We start from the raw sequence: 16895 nt of genomic DNA, 5'->3' as shown, positions 1-16895 counted from the left end.
CTGAGAATCTCCCTAAGAAATGTTAAAGTATTACCACGGATCGGGTCTCGGTCCGACAACCCCCGCAAGAGGAGCTATGCGCGTGCGCCCAGTCGAGCTTGATGCCCCGGTCGAAGGCCGGAGCGGTTCCAGGGCCGTACGCGTCGCCGTTGCCACGCTGGCCGTCGGCGTCGTCGCCACAGGCCTGGCCCACCTCGGCACCAGCACCTCCGCGGCCGCTCCCGCCCCGGTGGGCGGCACGGACACCGCCGCCGTCGGCAACCGCGGCACCAGCGTCAGCCGGACCAGCGACCGGGCCGCCCAGACCGTGCAGGCGCTGGCCCAGACCCGCGCCAACGCACTGGACGCCACCGCCGACGCGCTCGCCACCAGCCGTGAGCAGTCGGCGCTGGCCACCCGCACCGAGGCCCTGGGGAAGGCCGCGGCCCAGATCTCCGAGCAGTCGGACATGCTGAAGGATCAGTCCTCGTTCCTGCGGCCCACCGCCGGCAAGTTCGGCTCCGGCTTCGGCATGCGGCTGCACCCGATCCTGCACTACTACCGGATGCACAACGGCCAGGACATCGGCGGCACCTGCGGCCAGCCGATCTGGGCCGCACAGGACGGCAAGGTGACCAAGGTCGTGCCCACCGGCTACAACGGCGGCTCCGGCCACAACGTCAAGATCAACGGCGGCCAGGTCGACGGGGTCAAGCTCGAGACCGCCTACCTGCACATGCAGAAGATCGTGGTGAAGGTCGGCCAGAAGGTGCACAAGGGCGAACTGCTCGGCACCGTCGGCAACACCGGCATCTCCACGGCCTGCCACCTGCACTTCTCCGTCTACCGCGACGGCAAGGCCGTCGATCCGACCACGTACCTGGGCAGATAGCCTCTCCCACCCCCGAACGAAAGCGCGACGCTCCCCGCGGCGGGCCTTCGTGCACGGCTGCTACAGCTTCTCCATCGGCGCATGCTTGAGGCTGAGTCGCTTGACCCCGTTGCTGCCGAAGTCGACGTCCGCCTTCGCCAGGTCACCCATTCCGCTGGTGGCCACCACCGTGCCCAGGCCGAACGTGGTGTGCAGTACCCGGTCGCCAGGTTCGACGCTTGGTACGACCTTCGGAAGCGGTGACTTCGAGCCGTAGCTAAGGGTGTTGCGCCACGCCTGCTCGGTGCGGGCCTTCGCGCGTGAGGTGAACCCGACCTGCGCGGTGCCCAGCCGGCGCCAGTCGAACAGGTGCTGCGGGATCTCCTCGGTGAACCTGCTGGGCGGGTTGTGCTGCGGCGCGCCCCACATGGTGCGCACCACGGCGCGGGTCAGGTACAGCCGCTGCCGGGCCCGGGTGATTCCGACGTAGGCGAGCCGGCGCTCCTCCTGCAGCTCGTCGGCGCTGTCCAGCGTCCGCTGGTGGGGGAAGATGCCGTCCTCGAAACCGGTCAGGAACACCACCGGGAACTCCAGCCCCTTCGCGGTGTGCAGGGTCATCAGCGTGACCACGCCGGTGCCCTCGCCGTCGGCGTCCGGGATCTGGTCGGAGTCGGCGACCAGCGCGATCCGTTCCAGGAAGGCCGGCAGCGAGTCGTCCGGCTCGGGGGCCGCCGCCGCCAGCTCGCCGCCGTCGGGCGGCAGGTCGATGGTGTGCGCCGCTGAGACGAACTCCTGCGCGACCGACACCAGCTCGATCAGGTTCTCGAGGCGGGTGGCGTCCTGCGGGTCGTCGGAGGAGTTCAGCTCGGCGATGTAGCCGGACTTCTCGAGGATCGAGGTGAGGATGGTGTCGGCCGCGGCGCCGTCGTCCATCATCGCCCGATGCTCGGCGAGCAGCGCGACGAACGACTCGATCTGGGTGCGTGAGCGGGTGGCCAGTGCCGGAGCCTCGGACGCCCGCGCCAGGGCCGCGCCGAACGGGATGCGCTCCCCCGCCGCCAGCACCTCGATGGCCGCCTCGGCCCGGTCGCCGATGCCGCGGCGCGGCACGTTGAGGATGCGCCGCACCGACACGTCGTCGGCCGGGTTCGCGATGGCCCGCAGGTAGGCGATGGCGTCGCGGATCTCGCGCCGCTCGTAGAACCGGACGCCGCCGACCACCCGGTACGGCATGCCGACCCGGATGAACACCTCCTCGAAGGCACGCGACTGCGCGTTGGTGCGGTAGAACACAGCGACGTCACCGGGCTTGGCCACCCCGGCGTCGGTCAACCGGTCGATCTCGTCTGCGACGTACTGCGCCTCGTCATGCTCGGTGTCGGCGACCCAGCCGACGAGCTTCTCACCGTCGCCGGCCTCGGACCACAGGCGCTTCTCGGGGCGTCCGGTGTTGCGGGTGATCACCGCGTTGGCGGCGTTCAGGATGGTCTGCGTCGAGCGGTAGTTCTGCTCGAGCATGATCGTGGACGCCCCGGGGAAGTCGGCCTCGAACGCGAGGATGTTGCGGATCGTGGCCCCCCGGAACGCGTAGATCGACTGGTCGGAGTCACCCACCACCATCAGCTCGGGCGGCTCTACGGCGGCCATGCCCGCCGGCACCGGCAGCTCGGCGCACAGCTCGCGGACCAGCGCGTACTGGGCGTGGTTGGTGTCCTGGTACTCGTCGACCAGCACGTGCCGGAACCGGCGGCGGTACTGCTCGCGCAGGTCGGGGAAGGCCTGCAGCAGGTGCACGGTGGTCATGATCAGGTCATCGAAGTCGAGCGCGTTGGCGGCGACCAGGCGGCGCTGGTACTCGCGGTAGGCGTCGGCGTACACCTGCTCGACGGCGGTCTCGGCCTTCGACGCCGCCGTCTCGTGGTCGACCAGCTCGTTCTTGCAGTTCGACACCCAGTTCATCACCGCGCGCACCGGGTAGCGCTTCGGGTCGACCTCGGCGTCCTTCAGCACAAGCGTCATCAACCGCTTGGCGTCGGTGTCGTCGTAGATCGAGAACGTGCGGCTGATGCCGAACCGCTGGATATCGGCCCGCAGGATGCGCACGCACGCGGAGTGGAAGGTGGAGACCCACATCAGCTTCGCCCGGTTGCCGACCACGTCGACGACCCGGTGACGCATCTCGGCCGCGGCCTTGTTGGTGAACGTGATGGCCAGGATCGACCCGGGGTGCACGTTGCGGAAGCTGACCAGGTGGGCGATCCGCCGGGTCAGCACCCGCGTCTTGCCCGACCCGGCACCGGCCACCACCAACACCGGCGAGCCCTCGTGCAGCACCGCCTGGCGTTGCGGAGGGTTGAGGTCGGCGAGCAGTTCCTCCTCGGTGATCCGCGTGCGCCGCGAGGGCGCGTCCGTCGAGGGCTCGTCGCTCGCCGGACGCGAGGGCACGGCCGGGTTCGACCCCTGGGGGCCGAGGCCGAACAGGTCGGGAAACAGGGTGTCGGTCATTGCCCACCCACCCTATGCCGAGCCCCCGACAACCACCTCGCCGCCGGGCCCGTCGAGACCGGTCAGGCCCAGAGCACCGCGACCGCCGCGTTGAGCAGGGTCAGCCCGAACAGCCCGAACAGCACCCCCTTGCCGATGGCCGGCTTCTTCCGGTTGACGAAGGCCACCACCACGATGACCAGCAGCACGACCAGCTTGACCGCGACCTTGGCGTGGTTGACCGGATCCGGCCCCATCTCGTTGAGCCCCACCAACACCAACCCGGTGAGCAGCTGGGTCCAGCCACCGTCCATGATGAAGCGGTTGACCCGGGGGGTGGACGCCGCCAGCTGGGTCGCGGTGCCGGCGAAGATGGCGGCGAAACCGAGCAGGTGGAACAGCACGAACAGGTGTTTGAGGACCTCCATGGCTCGAGGCTAGCCAATGTTGGCAACGTGCCCGAAACGCCGTCCGTCATCACGGCGAACGCCGGGATCCCTGCGGCGAGGGAAGGCTCAGACCAATCGGCGGTCGGTGGCCCAGCGGGTCAGCTGGTGCCGGTTGGACAGCTGCAGCTTGCGCAGCACGCTGGACACGTGGGTCTCGACGGTCTTGATCGAGATGAACAACTCGCGGGCGATCTCCTTGTAGGCGTATCCGCGGGCGATCAGCCGCATCACCTCGCGCTCGCGCTGCGACAGCCGGTCGAGCTCCTCGTCGACGCTGGAGATGTCGATCGAGCCCGAGAAGGCGTCCAGCACGAAGCCGGCCAACCGCGGCGAGAACACCGCATCACCCTCGGCGACCCGGCCGATGGCGTCCACCAGTTCGTCGGCCGAGATCGACTTGGTGACGTAGCCCCGCGCCCCGGCCCGGATGAGGCCGATCACGTCCTCGGCGGCGTCCGACACGCTGAGCGCCAGGAACTTCGTCTCGGGCTGCGTGGCATGCACCTGCTTGAGCACCTCGAGGCCACCCCCGCCGGGCAGGTGCACGTCCAGCAGCACCACGTCCGGCTGGGCCTTCAACACGGCGGCGACGGCAGTCGCGACGTCCTCGCCCTCGCCGACGATCTGCACCCGCGAGCCGATGTCGTGCTTGACCCCGCTGCGGAACATGGCGTGGTCGTCGACGATCACCACCCGGGTGGCCACGGCGCCGGTCGGCTGTTGGGGGGCAGGGGGCTGCTCGGTCATCGCGTCATCTCCAGTCGTACCTCGGTGCCCTCGTCAGGGGCTGTTCGAATCGTCGCACTGCCTCCGGCACGCCGCAAACGCTCAATGATCGAGCCCCGCACACCCATCCGGTCGGCGGGAATCTCGTCGAGCACGAAGCCGCGGCCGCGGTCGCGGACGAACACCTCGACGGCCTCGTCCTCGAGTTCGGCGTACACGTCGACCTTTCCCACCCCCGCGTGCTTGGCGGCGTTCACCATGGCCTCGCGGGCCGCCTGCACCAGCGAGCGGGTCTGTGGGTCGAGTGCCCGGTCGCCTACCACGACGATCTCGACGTCGACGCCGTGGTCGTCCTCGACCTCGGCGGCCGCGGCGACCAGCGCCCCCTTCACAGTCGCCGCCTCGGTCGGCTCGCCGTACAGCCAGCTGCGCAGTTCACGCTCCTGGCGCCGGGCCAGCGACGCCACCGCCTTCGGGTCGGACGCCTGGCGCTGGATCAGCGCCAGGGTCTGCAGCACCGAGTCGTGCAGGTGGGCGGCCATGTCCGCCCGGGCGTCGGCCAGCATCGCCTCCTCACGGACGGCCGCCAACGACCGCCGCACCCGCACGATCCACGGCGCCGCCGCCAGCAGCAGCACCCCGACCACCAGGGCCAGCACCAGCAGCGTCCGGACCGTCTCGGACGCCACCGGCACCACGGCGACGATCAAGCCGATCGCCGTCCCGAGGCAGACCAGGCCGGCGACGACGACCACGATCCGCGACCAGTGCGCCAGCAACGGCCCGAACCAGCGCCGCCAGCCGGTCAGTCCACGCATCGACCGGTTCGGAATGTGGTCGGCCTGCCACCAGATGAGCATCAGCCCGGCGGTCAGCGCCAGCGCCGGCCAGAACACCTGGGCCGGCAACCCAAGGCCGGTCGACTGGACGAACCACAGCAGTCCCGCGCCGACCAGCCCCACCGCAGTCAGCGCGCCGAGATCGGCCGGCGGTCGGGAGGTGGCCTGCTGGGTCCGCAGCCCGCCGCGCCGCGCGGCCTCCAGGCCCGGGGCGCGCGGCACCTCGGTGGCCCGCGGCAGAGCCAGCCACAGCACCAGGTAGACCACCACCCCCACCCCCATGCTGGCGGCGAGCAGCACGAAGCCGAGCCGCAGCACCAGCACCGGCCAGCCCAGGTGGGCGGACAGTCCGCTGCACACCCCGGCCAGCCACGCGGTGCGCAGGCGACGGTCGGCGCGGTGCGGGACGGCCGGGACCTCGGTGCCAGGTGTGGTCATGACGCCCCTAGCCTCACACGAGTCGGCGACGCGGGCCACCGCCGGGCACCTCGGATGGGGGAGGCTTCCAGGGGTTCCCCCGATGGGCACGAGCGAATCCTCGACAACAGTGGGGGCATGGAACTCACCCCGCTTCGCCGCGCGTCCTCGGGCGCCGTGCTGGGCGGTGTCTGTGCGGGGTTGGCCCGCCGCTGGCAGGTCGACCCGACCGTGCTGCGCATCGCGATGGTGCTGCTGGGCCTGCTCGGTGGCGTCGGTATCGCCCTCTACGTCGGCGCGGTCCTGCTGGTCCCGCGTGAGGGCAACACCGACTTCCCGTTGTACCGGGTCGCCCCGTTCACCCGTTCCTGGCCGCCGGCGGCGGCGATCGGTGCCGTGGTCTGCCTGGGTGTACTGATCATGGCCCTAGTCGGGTCGTGGCTGCCGTTCGGGATCGTGCCGGTGGTCGGCCTGGGCTTCCTGTGGTACTTCGGCTTCTACCGGCGGCAGCGCTCGCCGCAGCGCGGCGCCGACGAGCACGCCGCGCTCGGGCCGGGCGCCGCCCAGCCGGGTCCCGGCGCACCGACCCCCGGCCAGCCGCAGACCGACTTCGAGAAGGCCGCCGCTGCGTGGCGCGAGCGGATGGCCCAGGAACAGCAGAACCGTACGCCTCCGGCCGCCGGCGCGGCACCGTCCGCTCCGATCAACCCGACGGGCCATCCCGAGTCGCTCTACGAGCCGACCCCCTTCCACAACGGCCCGCTGAACGACCCCTACCGCACCCAGCGGCTGGTCGAGTACCGGCCCACCCCGCCGCCCCCGCCCGCCGTTCCCGATTGGACGCCACCGGTGCCGCGGGGTGACCGCCGGCGGCGTCCGCGTTGGGTGTGGCCGTTGGTACTGGTGCTCACCGGTACCGGCCTGGCGGTGCTGACCGTGCTCTCGGCCGTCTTCGGCGTGGCCGTCCCGCCGCTCGCCTACGCGGGTGCGGTGGTCGGCACGCTCGGGGTGGGGCTGCTGATCTCGGCCTTCGCCGGACGCCGGGCGCGCGGCCTGCTGCCCCTGGCCCTGCTGGCGGCGCTGGTCACCGTCGTGATGACCCTGCCCGCCGGACAGGTCGGGGGGCCGGTCGGCGACCGGATCTACAGCTACACCGCCATGGCGCAGCTCCCGACCGGGGGCGTCGACCACGGCGCCGGCGACGTGACGCTCGACCTGACCGGGCTGACGATCGACCAGACCCGCAGCTTCGAGTTCTCCCAGGGCGTCGGCGAGGCGACCGTCCGACTGCCGGCCACCGGCAACGTGGTGGTGCAATGGTCGGTCGGCCTGGGTGAGTTCACCGGCCCCGACGGCCGGCACGAGGGCGCCGACGTCTCCGGCGAGTACGGCCGGATCACCGACGCGTCCGCCCCCACCCTGACGCTGGTGCTGCACGCCGGGGTCGGCAAGCTGGTGGTGACGCCATGAGGCGCCGGATCGATGTGGCCGCCTTCAACGTGGGCCTGGCCTGTATCGGCCTGGCCGTCGTGGCGCTGATCGCCGCCTTCGACACGATCGACTGGACGCTGGTCCGGATCGTCGCCCCTCTCGGCCTGGTCGCCATCGGCCTGGCCGGCCTCCTACTTTCCCGTACCTCGACGAAAGGAACCCGATGAACGGAAAGACCCTGACCCGATCGACCACCGACAAATTCCTCGGCGGCGTCTGCGGCGGACTCGCCCGCTACCTGAACCTGGACTCCGGGCTGGTGCGCATCCTGACCGTGCTGCTGGCCATCTTCACCCAGGTCGGCTGGATCGCCTACCTGGTGCTCTGGGCCGTGCTGCCGACCGACACCAGCGGCCGCACCGGCTTCGACGAGGTGAAGAGCGCCTTCGGCCAGGGCGGCGGCACCACCACCCCGGCGGATCGTCCGCAGCAGAACCCCGACGACCTCCGCTGAGCCGATCACGAGGGGCCCGGACGCGCACCGCGTCCGGGCCCTTCGTCGTGATCCCGGCGGCCGGGCGGGGCCGAACCGGGTGACCGAGCAACCGCGTCCACCCTTGCACGCTGTTGCGCAAGCACCCTATGGTCACGAACGTCCAGACCCGCAAGGAGGCTGCAATGGAGCGTTTTCAAGGGCTGTTAGGGATCATCCTGATTCTCGGGATCATGGTCTTGCTGTCGAAGCACCGCAGCCGGATCAACTGGCGGATCATCGGCGCCGGCCTGGCGCTGCAGGTGATCACCGGGTTCCTGGTGATCAAGTGGGGGCCGGGCGCCTACGCCCTGGAGCAATTTGCCAACGGCGTCACCCACATCATCGACTACACCAAGGCCGGCACCGAGTTCGTCTTCGGGTCGCTGATCGACACCGAGAAGAACGGGTTCATCTTCGCCGTCCAGGTGCTGCCCGTGATCATCTTCTTCGGCACCATCGTCGGCGTCCTCTACTACCTGCGGGTGCTGCAGTGGTTCGTCGAGATCGTCGGCACCGCGCTGAAGTGGGTGCTGGGCACGTCCAAGATCGAGTCGGTGTGGGCCGCGACCGTGGTCGTCCTCGGCATGAGCGAGGCGCCGCTGGTGATCCAGCCCTACCTCAAGCGGCTGACCAAGTCGGAGCTGTTCGTCTGCATGGTCGGTGGCCTGGCCTCGGTGGCCGGCACCGTCCTGGTCGGCTACTCGCTGCTCGGCGCCCCGATGCCGTACCTGCTGGCCGCCGCCGTGATGAACGCGCCCGGCTCGCTGCTCATTGCCAAGGGGCTGTGGCCCGAGACCGAGAAGTCCGACCTGGACGCCTCGGTGCGCGACGTCCGCGACACGGAATCGGTGAACATCATCGACGCCCTCGCCCGCGGCGCCCTGACCGGCGGCCACCTGGCCGTCATCGTCGGCTGCCTGCTGGTCGCCTTCATCGCCGTGATCGCGATGCTGAACGGGGCGCTGGGCGGGATCGGCGGCTGGTTCGGCGCGCCGGGCCTCTCCTTCGACCAGGTGTTCGGCTGGATCTTCGCCCCGGTCGCCTGGCTGCTCGGCGTCCCCTGGCACGAGGCCGGAACGGCCGGCAACTTCATCGGCCAGAAGACGGTGCTCAACGAGTTCGTCGCCTTCTCGAACTTCGGCCCGCTGGTGCAGGCCGGCACCCTCGACCCGAAGACGGTGCTGATCACCACCTTCGCGCTCTGCGGCTTCGCCAACTTCGGCTCGATCGCCATCCTGGTCGGGTCGCTGGGCAGCCTGGTGCCCGAGCGCCGCCACGAGGTGGCCAAGTACGGGCTGCTCGCGCTGCTGGCCGCCACCATGACCAACCTGCTCAACGCCGCCATTGTCGGCGTCGTGGGCAGCTGAACCGAGAGGACGACCAATGGCTCCCCGCCCCGTCTACTTCGACTGCGACACCGGCATCGACGACGCGCTGGCGCTGGTCTACCTGATGGCCTCGCCCGAGATCGAACTGGCCGGCATCGGCACGGTGAGCGGCAACATCGACGCCCGGCAGGCGGCCGTGAACACCCTCGACCTGCTCGCGATGGGCGGCAAGGGCGACGTCGCGGTCGCGGTGGGCGCGATGGATCCGCTCACCCACGGCTACAGCGGCGGTGTCCCGCACATCCACGGGCACAACGGCGTCGGCGACGTCGAACTGCCGCACACCGACCGCGGGCCCGAGGCCGAGTCGGCGGCCGACATGCTGGTCCGGCTCGCCCACGCGCACCCGGGCGAGCTGGACGTGATCGCGATCGGCCCGCTGACCAACCTGGCGCTGGCGCTGAAGCAGGACCCGTCGATCGCGGACCTGGTGCGCGAGGTGACCATCATGGGCGGCGCCGCCCTGGTGCCGGGCAACCTGAGCGCGGTCGGCGAGGCGAACATCTGGAACGACCCGGAGGCGGCGCAGCTGGTCGTGGAGGCGCCCTGGCAGGTGGTCCTGGTGCCGCTCGACGTCACCCTCGAGAACGCCTTCGAAGAGTCCGACCGGCTGGCGCTGGCCGCGTCCGAGTCGCCGCTGAACCAGGCGTTGGCGGGCATCCTCGACCTGTACTACGACTTCTACGTGGGCGAGTACGGACGCCGCATGTGCGCCCTGCACGACCCGCTGGCGGCCGCGATCGCCGTCGGCCAGATCACCGCCACCCGGGCGCCGAACGTGCCGGTGGTGGTGGACGACACCCAGGGTCCCGGCCGCGGGCAGACCATCTGCGACCTGCGCGGGCAGCGCAACGGGCCGCGCGACGTCGAGGGCGCGCACGTCCGGGTGGTGCTGGACACCGATCAGCCGCTCGCACCGGTGCTGCTGGAGCGGCTGCTGTCCTACCGCGGCTGAGGGGCCGCCGCGGCGCGGCGCCGGCGGCTCACAACTCCTTGACCAGGGTGCCGTCGACGGAGCGGAAGCCGAGGTCGCGCAGGTAGTCGGTGTGGCCCGGAACGGGGTGCTCGACGATCACCGTGTCGATCCCCCCGTCCCGCAGCAGCCGGACGCCGGGGCCGGTGTACAGCCACGCGGCGATGCGCGAGTCGCGGTAGGCGCTCATCACGTAGTCGAGCGTGAGCCGGAGCGCCGAGCCGTCCCGATGCCCGGCCAGTGCTCCGGCCGGTAGGCCGTCGCGCATCAGCAGCAGCACGAAGTCCTCTTCACCGAGCGTGCCGAACGTCGGCCAGATCCGCCGGATCTCGTCGGCGTGGGCGAGCAGGAAGTCCTGCAGGAACGGGGCGTCCGGGGCGATCGGAACGGCGCCGAGGTTGCGGTGCGGGCCGAGTTCGCGGCGCAGGAACCAGGCGTTGACGGCGATCACCGCCGTGTTGGTCAGGATGATCGGCACCGACGGCAGTAGGGCTCCGTAGACCACGAAGACCAGCGCTCCAGTCAACGACAACAGGCGCAGCCGAACCACCGACGTCATGGTCAGCGAGACGACGATAAGGGCCGAGGCGACGTAGCCCACCAGTTCCACCCAGTTCACGGCGGCAGCCTACGGGTTCCCGCCGGTGATCAGCGGGCGTAGCGGCCGTGGAGGCTGTTCATGAACAGCAGGCCGGGGTCGTGGCGGCGTTTCAGCGCGAAGAACTCCTCGATCCGCGGGTAGGCCCGCGCCAGGTCGTCGCGGGTGTAGTGCTGCTGGTAGGGCAGGTAGAAGGTGCCGCCCCGGGCAAGGGCCCGGTCGACCAGGGTGCGGGTGAGCCGGGCCATGTCGCGGTTGCCCTCGGCGGAGACTCCTGACTCAGGTACAGCACCACCGAGTACCGGTCGCCGCGGGCGTAGTCGAGCAGCACCGGCTCGGCGTGCACGATCCGGACGGACGCGTGCAGCAGCACCGCCGCCCCGTCCCGCACCGCCGCCGCGGTCTCCTATCGTGGCCGGCGTCCAGGGTGACGACGCTGCCGTCGCCCTTCAGCAGCCGTAGGCTGCGGACGGTGCCGGCCAGCGATCCGGTGCGGAAATCGACACCGTGGGCGTTGACCGAGATGGTGCCGCCGACGCTGAGCACGTCGATGCTGGGCATGCCGCTCACCGATAGCCCGTGCGGGTGGAGCGCTTCGAGCACCTGCCCCCAGCGCGCCCCGCCGCCGACCCGCACCGTCCCGGACGCCGCGTCGACGGCGATCCGGTTCATCGCGGTCATGTCGATGGCCAGCGCGCCGGGCCACGATGCCTGGCCCCCCCATGCTGTGCCGAGCACCGGCCACCGACACCTTCAGCTCGTGTTCGCGGGCGAACGCCACCGCGCGCCTGAGTTGGGCCTCGCTGCCCGGCCGCGCCACCCCGTACACCTCGGTCCGGTTCAGGCAGCTGGCGTCGTTGACGTAACGCGCCGCTGGCCGAGCCAGTCCGGGTCGCCGGGCAGGTCGACGACGGCACTCTCGGGATTGGCGGCGGGCTGACGCAGGATGCAGTCGCGGGGGCGCAGCGCCAGGCCGCCGTAGGTGTCGATCATCGCCGACCCGTACGAGATCACGAGCAGGCCGCCGAAGGCGGCACAGGCGTGCCGGATGCGGAACCGGCTTCGGCTCGGCATCGCGTCCGGGACGGCCATGACGTGTCGTTCAGGGTTTCCAGTTCGCCAGCTGCTCGGCGGTCGGGTAGGAGTTCTGTGCGCCCTCGCCGGTGGCTGCATAGGCGCCGACCCGGACGGCGAACGCGCAGGCGGCGGGCAGGTCGTCGCCCGCGGCCAGGCGGAACGCCAGCGCGGCCAGGAAGGCGTCGCCGCAGCCGGTGGTGTCGACCGGCGTCACCTCGGGCGAGGGGATCTGAGCCGAGGCGGTTCCGGCGTCCAGATCGATGATCCGGGCACCCTTGGAGCCCAGGGTCACCACGAGGGTGCGCGGGCCGTTCTCGCCGAGCGCGGCGGCGGTGGCCTCGATCACCGCCGTCCAGTCCCCCAGCGGTTCGAAGTCGGCCTGCCCGGTCAGGTCGGCCAGCTCGTGGTTGTTGACCAACAGGATGTCCACCAGGTCGAGCAGGTCGGCACCCACCTTCTGGTACGGGGAGATGTTCAGCACGACGGTGGCGCCCTTGGCTCGCGCGTTGCGGGCGGCTGCCTTGACCGCCTCCAGCGACACCTCGAGGCACAGCGTCAGCACGGCGGAGGCGTCCGCGGTGTCGAAGAACTCCGTGGCGGCATTGACGTCGCCGGCGGTCAGCCGGCCGTTGGCGCCCGGGCTGACGATGATGCAGTTCTCACCCCGATCGTCGACGGCGATCATCGCCGAACCGGTGGCGACGCCGCCGAGCACCCGCACCTCGCTGGTGTCGACCCCGGAGTCCTGCAGGCTGGCCAGCAGCATGGCGCCGTTGCCGTCGTCGCCGACGGAGCCGAGGATCGCCACGTCGCCGCCGAGCTTGCCCACGGCGGCCGCCTGGTTCGAGCTCTTTCCGCCGGGCACGATCACCAGGTCGGAGCCCGTCACCGTCTCGCCGGGGCCTGGCAGGCGCGCCGTCCGCACCACCAGATCCGCATTCAACGAACCGACCACCAGCACACGTCCGGACGCCATCACACTCTCCTTTGAGCTCGCCTGTCGCGCACGAACCTAGCCGAGAGCGAGCGAGCCGGTCGAGGGTTGCGCGATGTCCGAAGTGGCGCCGGGTGGCGGCTTGCCGGGCCGGGGCCGTCGGATGGCGACCCGGAAGAGTGGCGCGAGGTGCGCGCCGGGGCCCGCCACGTCGTGCCGCAGCCGGGAGAAGCACCACTAGGGTCGTGGCCATGCGACCCGATCAACTGCCGCTGCTCACCACCGTGTCGGCTCCCGCCCTGCACCCCGACGGCCGCTGGGCGGTGGTCGCCACCAGCCGCCCGGACTTCGACGCCGACGCCTACGTGGGGCAGCTGTTCCGGGTCGAGCTGGACGGCTCGGGCGTGCGCAGGCTGACCCGCGGCCGCAGTGACAGCCGGCCGCGGTTCTCCCCCGACGGCGCCCTGATCGGCTTCCTGCGCGCCGGCGCCAACGACAGGCCCCAGGTGCACCTGCTGCCCGTGGACGGCGGCGAGGCGCTGTGCGTCACCAATGCCCCGCTGGGCGTCTCCGACTTCGCGTTCTCGCCCGACTCGGCGAGCCTGGCCTTCGTGGCACGGGTGCCCGCGCCGGGCCGCTACGGGACGCTGAAGGACGTCGCCGCCGACCACGAGGACCCCCGGCACTTCACCACCCTGAGCATCCAGGCCAACGGCCTGGGCTGGACGCCGGACCGCCGCTCGCAGCTGTTCGTGCTCGACGTGCCCGACGTGTTCGCCGAGCCGGTGGTCACGCCGGTCGGCCGAGCCGCCGAGGACGCCGATCCCGAGGCGCTGAAGGACATCGGCTTCCCGGTGCCCCAGCAGCTCACCGACGCCGACGTCGACCACGGCCAGCCGCGGTTCACCGCCGACGGTTCGGCGGTGCTGGTCACCGCCGGACGCCTCACCGAACCCGAGACGCTGGTCGGCGACCTGCTGCGGGTGGCCGTCGACGGCAGCGGCAGCAGCGTGCTCAACGACGGCTCGCTCGACGCCGGCTGGGCGGTGGACACCGGCGGCACGGTCTGGTTCGCGGGGGCCGACCTCGGCGAGTCCGGCCTGGAGTTCGTGGCGGCACAGTCCGGGGTGTACCGCCTGACCGAAGCCGGCATCGAGCAGCGCACCGACGAGGACGTGCTGGTCGCCGCCGAACTGGCCCCGGCCCAGGGGGGCGTGCTGGCGATCACCGAATCGCGTGGAGCCTCCCAGCTGCTGAAGGTGACGGCCGAGGGCACCGAGATCCTGCTCGATCGCGACCGCAACCTGGTGCTGACCGGGGTGTCCGCCACCGGTGCGGCACCCGGCGGCGAGGTCGTGGTGGCGTCCTACGCCGACGGCATGAGCCCGGGCGAGGTGGGGCTGGTCGAAAAGGGCCGGATCACCCCATTGACCGACTTCTCGGCGCCGTTGCGCGCCGGCACCACGATCCGGGAGCCGAAGGAACTGACCGCCGCCGCGCCCGACGGCTACCCGGTGCACGGCTGGGTGCTGACTCCGGACGGCGACGGCCCGCACCCGGTGCTGCTGATGATCCACGGCGGGCCGTTCGCCGCCTACACGTCCGCCTTCTTCGACGAGGCGCAGGTGTACGCCCAGGCGGGCTATGCCGTGGTGATGTGCAACCCGCGCGGCTCGGCCGGGTACGGACGCGCGCACGGGCTGGCGATCAAGGGCGCCTTCGGGGACCGCGACACTGCCGACGTGCTCGCCTTCCTCGACCACGCGGTCGCCACCGTTCCCGGCCTGGACGGCGACCGGGTCGGGGTGATGGGCGGCTCCTACGGCGGCTACCTGACCGCCTGGATCATCGCCCACGACCACCGCTGGGCGGGCGCGATCGTCGAACGGGGCTTTCTCGACCCGGCGTCGTTCGTGGGGGCGTCCGACATCGGCTGGTTCTTCCCGCAGCAGTACAACGGCGATCGGGAGCGGATGAACGCCCAGTCGCCGACGCTGCTGACCGACGCGGTGACCACCCCGACCTTCGTCATCCACTCCGAACAGGACCTGCGTTGCCCCTTGTCACAGGCCCTGCGGTACTACACCGAGCTCAAGCTGGCCGGTGTCGTGGCCGAGTTGCTGGTGTTCCCCGGCGAGAACCACGAGCTGTCCCGGTCGGGCACCCCGTGGCATCGCCGGCAGCGCTTCGAGGCGATCCTGGACTGGTGGTCGCGGCACCTGCCGGTGTGACCGGTCGCCTGACCGGCTCGGCGCAGGTCGGCTAGTGCTCGTCCTGCGCGAGCACGATCACCGAATCGTCCGGGCCCAGCCGGATCCGGTCGCCCTTGGCCGGGTTGAGATGGACGCCGTAGGACGCCTCGCGCGACCACGACTCGGCCGCCAGCCGGTAGCCGATCGCGGTCTCGCCCCGCGCCACGGCGGCCGTCACCACGGTGTAGAAGGTCGTCTCGGCCTCCGCCCTGAGGTACAGCTCCGCGGGCCGCAGGTAGATCTCATTGCCCTCGCTGCGGAACAACTCGTCGAAGACGTCGATCAGCCGTGGGTTCTCGCTGGCCTGCGCGAGCATCAGCCCGACCAGGCGGTCGCTGACGATGAAGTCGTCGGCCCTGGCCACCTCGGCCAGCTCGCGGTTGCGGTCGTCGAGCATCTCGCTGACGATGTTCAGCCGCAGGTCGGCCCGATCGGCGATGTCGCGCAGGTGCAGGAGGGTGACCAGGGTGCGGGCGTCGGCGACCTGCGGATCGGCCGCGTCTGCGTCGGCGAGCACGACGATGTGGTCGTACTGGGCCAGTTCCAGCGACCACAGCAGCGTCCTGCTCGTGGTGTCGCCGATCACCACCTGCACCTCGACCGCCTCGGGTGCCGCCAGCGACAGCATCCGCTCGTCGCCGGCCACCACGCACACCTGGGAGCCCTCGGGCAGGTAGTCGACGAGTTCGCTCAACACCTCCTGCAGACCGGCCCGCTGGCCGATGATCAGGGTGTGCTCGGGCGTCGGCGGTGACGACCGCAGAACGCCGAGCGCGTCGGGGTCGCTCCGGCCCGGTTTGCTGAGCCGGATCGGGGCCGCATCGCGTGCCAGCACCACCAGCTGGTCGCCCTCGGCCAGCAGGACCTCGCCGGCCGGGTTGAGCATGATGGACGAGCCGCGGACGATGCCGAGCACGGCGCTGTCGGCGAATCGGACGAGCGCCTCCGCGTAGCTGGTCCCGACCAGCTCGGGCAGCTCGGCGAAGTACAGCTCGTCGCCGGCGAAGTCGAGCAGGTCGGCGTAGACGGTCGACAACCCGCGCTGCCGGCAGGTCTGGGCGGTCAGCCGGTGGACCAGGGTGCTGGCCGGCAGCCAGCGGGACGCCTCACGGCCGACCAGCCGTGCGGCGTCCAGATTGTCGGGGTCGGCCAGCGCCGCGACGATCGGCACCCCGGCGCCCTCGGGCAGGGCGTGGGTGAGGGCCAGGGCGGTCTTGATCGCGGCGGCGTCCGGGTCGGACTGGTCACCGCTGAGCACCACGATGCTGCGGGCCGCCAGCGGGCTGCCGAGCTGCAGGTCGGCGGGTGAGGTGGGGTCCCCGGTGCGGCAGATGATCCGGGTGCGGCCCGTATGCGGGACCTTCTCACGGATGGCGTCCTCCATCGCGACCTTGTCCTGCGCGGCGAGCACGACGATGGCACGATGCCGGCCGCTCCCCCCGGCGTTGGCGCGGCAGATCTCGCCGATGAGCAGGAACAGCTGCGGCGACCAGCCCAGGATCAGGGTGTGGCCGGACTCGATGACCCGGCTGCGACCCTTGCGCAACTGCGCCATCTTGTCGTCGAAGGCGCCGGAGACGATGCCGATCAGGCTGGCGACGATGATCAGGCCGCCGACGGTGACCAGCAGCATCAGCAGCCGGAACCCCCACCCGGCGTCGGCGCCCATCGTGCCGGGGTCGAGGGTGCGCATCAGGTTGCCCCACACGACGTCCCAGAAGTCACCGTCGTCGGCGTCGTCGGGGAACGCCTTCAGCACCATCACGAGCACCGCGACGGCGAAGACGAAACCGACGGTGGCGAGGGCCAGCAGGCCCATGATCGCGACCGTCCCCCGCGACATCACGTTGTCGAAGGCGTACCGCAGCCGCTCCCGCATGCTTGGCCGCTGCACCGCGTCCCCTCCTCGAGCCGGCGCCTCGGTCACTCGCCCGGTGCCGGT

At 71.2% G+C, this 16895-nt stretch carries 17 protein-coding genes; 7 read left to right on the top strand and 10 right to left on the bottom strand.

Going from position 1 to position 16895, the window contains the following annotated elements:
- Positions 1–82 precede the first annotated feature (82 nt).
- A complete protein-coding gene (locus OIE40_RS03085) occupies positions 83–871 on the top strand; it encodes a M23 family metallopeptidase (protein ID WP_264699972.1) in 789 nt (262 codons plus the stop codon).
- Positions 872–931: 60 nt separating this feature from the next.
- Here OIE40_RS03085 and pcrA read toward each other — a convergent pair whose 3' ends face one another.
- The 4 genes from pcrA to OIE40_RS03065 all read right to left on the bottom strand — a co-directional run bounded on the left by pcrA (position 932) and on the right by OIE40_RS03065 (position 5786).
- Positions 932–3355, bottom strand: coding sequence for a DNA helicase PcrA (gene pcrA, locus OIE40_RS03080; RefSeq protein WP_319805196.1), 2424 nt, complete (start codon positions 3353–3355; stop codon positions 932–934).
- Positions 3356–3417: 62 nt separating this feature from the next.
- Complete coding sequence (locus tag OIE40_RS03075) at positions 3418–3762, bottom strand: hypothetical protein (protein WP_264699970.1); 345 nt, start codon at positions 3760–3762, stop codon at positions 3418–3420.
- 87 nt (positions 3763–3849) lie between these two features.
- Positions 3850–4530: a response regulator gene (locus tag OIE40_RS03070; RefSeq protein WP_264699969.1), complete on the bottom strand. Its 681-nt coding sequence runs from the start codon at positions 4528–4530 to the stop codon at positions 3850–3852.
- Positions 4527–5786 carry an ATP-binding protein gene (locus OIE40_RS03065; protein WP_264699967.1) on the bottom strand — a complete coding sequence of 420 codons (1260 nt, stop codon included), beginning with the start codon at positions 5784–5786 and terminating at the stop codon, positions 4527–4529. The genes OIE40_RS03070 and OIE40_RS03065 overlap by 4 nt, the downstream gene beginning before the upstream one ends.
- Positions 5787–5903: 117 nt before the next feature.
- On the opposite strand from OIE40_RS03065, the gene OIE40_RS03060 reads away from it, so the two are divergent.
- From OIE40_RS03060 to OIE40_RS03040, 5 genes are all read left to right on the top strand, one after another.
- Positions 5904–7235 (top strand): PspC domain-containing protein, encoded by a 1332-nt coding sequence (locus tag OIE40_RS03060; protein ID WP_264699966.1) that lies wholly within the window; start codon positions 5904–5906, stop codon positions 7233–7235.
- A complete protein-coding gene (locus OIE40_RS03055) occupies positions 7232–7423 on the top strand; it encodes a hypothetical protein (RefSeq protein ID WP_264699964.1) in 192 nt (63 codons plus the stop codon). The genes OIE40_RS03060 and OIE40_RS03055 overlap by 4 nt, the downstream gene beginning before the upstream one ends.
- The gene (locus OIE40_RS03050; protein WP_264699962.1) at positions 7420–7710 is read left to right on the top strand and encodes a PspC domain-containing protein; all 291 of its coding nucleotides are present in this window, start codon (positions 7420–7422) and stop codon (positions 7708–7710) included. Before OIE40_RS03055 ends, OIE40_RS03050 begins: the two co-directional genes overlap by 4 nt.
- A gap of 164 nt (positions 7711–7874) precedes the next feature.
- Positions 7875–9098: a NupC/NupG family nucleoside CNT transporter gene (locus tag OIE40_RS03045; protein WP_264699960.1), complete on the top strand. Its 1224-nt coding sequence runs from the start codon at positions 7875–7877 to the stop codon at positions 9096–9098.
- A 16-nt stretch (positions 9099–9114) separates the two neighbouring features.
- On the top strand, positions 9115–10074 hold the full coding sequence (locus OIE40_RS03040) for a nucleoside hydrolase (protein WP_264699958.1): 960 nt from the start codon (positions 9115–9117) through the stop codon (positions 10072–10074).
- Positions 10075–10102: 28 nt separating this feature from the next.
- Here the strand turns inward: OIE40_RS03040 and OIE40_RS03035 are convergent, their stop codons facing one another.
- The 5 genes from OIE40_RS03035 to OIE40_RS03015 all read right to left on the bottom strand — a co-directional run bounded on the left by OIE40_RS03035 (position 10103) and on the right by OIE40_RS03015 (position 12743).
- Positions 10103–10711 carry a hypothetical protein gene (locus OIE40_RS03035; RefSeq protein ID WP_264699956.1) on the bottom strand — a complete coding sequence of 203 codons (609 nt, stop codon included), beginning with the start codon at positions 10709–10711 and terminating at the stop codon, positions 10103–10105.
- A gap of 29 nt (positions 10712–10740) precedes the next feature.
- On the bottom strand, positions 10741–10938 hold the full coding sequence (locus OIE40_RS03030; protein WP_264699954.1) for a hypothetical protein: 198 nt from the start codon (positions 10936–10938) through the stop codon (positions 10741–10743).
- Between the two features lie 31 nt (positions 10939–10969).
- The gene (locus OIE40_RS03025) at positions 10970–11428 is read right to left on the bottom strand and encodes an FAD-binding oxidoreductase (protein ID WP_264699951.1); all 459 of its coding nucleotides are present in this window, start codon (positions 11426–11428) and stop codon (positions 10970–10972) included.
- Positions 11429–11530: 102 nt separating this feature from the next.
- Positions 11531–11782, bottom strand: coding sequence for a hypothetical protein (locus OIE40_RS03020; protein WP_264699949.1), 252 nt, complete (start codon positions 11780–11782; stop codon positions 11531–11533).
- Between the two features lie 10 nt (positions 11783–11792).
- Positions 11793–12743 carry a ribokinase gene (locus OIE40_RS03015; RefSeq protein WP_264699948.1) on the bottom strand — a complete coding sequence of 317 codons (951 nt, stop codon included), beginning with the start codon at positions 12741–12743 and terminating at the stop codon, positions 11793–11795.
- A gap of 209 nt (positions 12744–12952) precedes the next feature.
- Between OIE40_RS03015 and OIE40_RS03010 the strand changes: the two genes are divergently transcribed.
- Complete coding sequence (locus tag OIE40_RS03010; protein WP_264699946.1) at positions 12953–14932, top strand: S9 family peptidase; 1980 nt, start codon at positions 12953–12955, stop codon at positions 14930–14932.
- Positions 14933–14963: 31 nt separating this feature from the next.
- On the opposite strand, the gene OIE40_RS03005 is transcribed toward OIE40_RS03010, so the two are convergent.
- Positions 14964–16847, bottom strand: a complete 1884-nt coding sequence (locus OIE40_RS03005; protein ID WP_264699944.1) for a CASTOR/POLLUX-related putative ion channel — start codon at positions 16845–16847, stop codon at positions 14964–14966.
- Positions 16848–16895: the final 48 nt, after the last annotated feature.

The organism is Micropruina sonneratiae (assembly GCF_025972045.1).
In the GTDB taxonomy this organism is placed as follows: domain Bacteria; phylum Actinomycetota; class Actinomycetes; order Propionibacteriales; family Propionibacteriaceae; genus Micropruina; species Micropruina sonneratiae.
The sequence above is the reverse complement of the archived record's forward strand: the minus strand, read 5'-3'. Positions and strand labels throughout refer to the sequence as shown.

What these genes read in the sequence shown, in the direction of transcription:
- OIE40_RS03065 (WP_264699967.1), bottom strand. Translation starts at nt 5,786, where the DNA reads ATGACCACACCTGGCACCGAGGTCCCGGCCGTCCCGCACCGCGCCGAC.
- OIE40_RS03070 (WP_264699969.1), bottom strand. Translation starts at nt 4,530, where the DNA reads ATGACCGAGCAGCCCCCTGCCCCCCAACAGCCGACCGGCGCCGTGGCC.
- OIE40_RS03010 (WP_264699946.1), top strand. Translation starts at nt 12,953, where the DNA reads ATGCGACCCGATCAACTGCCGCTGCTCACCACCGTGTCGGCTCCCGCC.
- OIE40_RS03075 (WP_264699970.1), bottom strand. Translation starts at nt 3,762, where the DNA reads ATGGAGGTCCTCAAACACCTGTTCGTGCTGTTCCACCTGCTCGGTTTC.
- OIE40_RS03060 (WP_264699966.1), top strand. Translation starts at nt 5,904, where the DNA reads ATGGAACTCACCCCGCTTCGCCGCGCGTCCTCGGGCGCCGTGCTGGGC.
- pcrA (WP_319805196.1), bottom strand. Translation starts at nt 3,355, where the DNA reads ATGACCGACACCCTGTTTCCCGACCTGTTCGGCCTCGGCCCCCAGGGG.
- OIE40_RS03055 (WP_264699964.1), top strand. Translation starts at nt 7,232, where the DNA reads ATGAGGCGCCGGATCGATGTGGCCGCCTTCAACGTGGGCCTGGCCTGT.
- OIE40_RS03045 (WP_264699960.1), top strand. Translation starts at nt 7,875, where the DNA reads ATGGAGCGTTTTCAAGGGCTGTTAGGGATCATCCTGATTCTCGGGATC.
- OIE40_RS03050 (WP_264699962.1), top strand. Translation starts at nt 7,420, where the DNA reads ATGAACGGAAAGACCCTGACCCGATCGACCACCGACAAATTCCTCGGC.
- OIE40_RS03015 (WP_264699948.1), bottom strand. Translation starts at nt 12,743, where the DNA reads ATGGCGTCCGGACGTGTGCTGGTGGTCGGTTCGTTGAATGCGGATCTG.
- OIE40_RS03020 (WP_264699949.1), bottom strand. Translation starts at nt 11,782, where the DNA reads ATGGCCGTCCCGGACGCGATGCCGAGCCGAAGCCGGTTCCGCATCCGG.
- OIE40_RS03030 (WP_264699954.1), bottom strand. Translation starts at nt 10,938, where the DNA reads ATGGCCCGGCTCACCCGCACCCTGGTCGACCGGGCCCTTGCCCGGGGC.
- OIE40_RS03040 (WP_264699958.1), top strand. Translation starts at nt 9,115, where the DNA reads ATGGCTCCCCGCCCCGTCTACTTCGACTGCGACACCGGCATCGACGAC.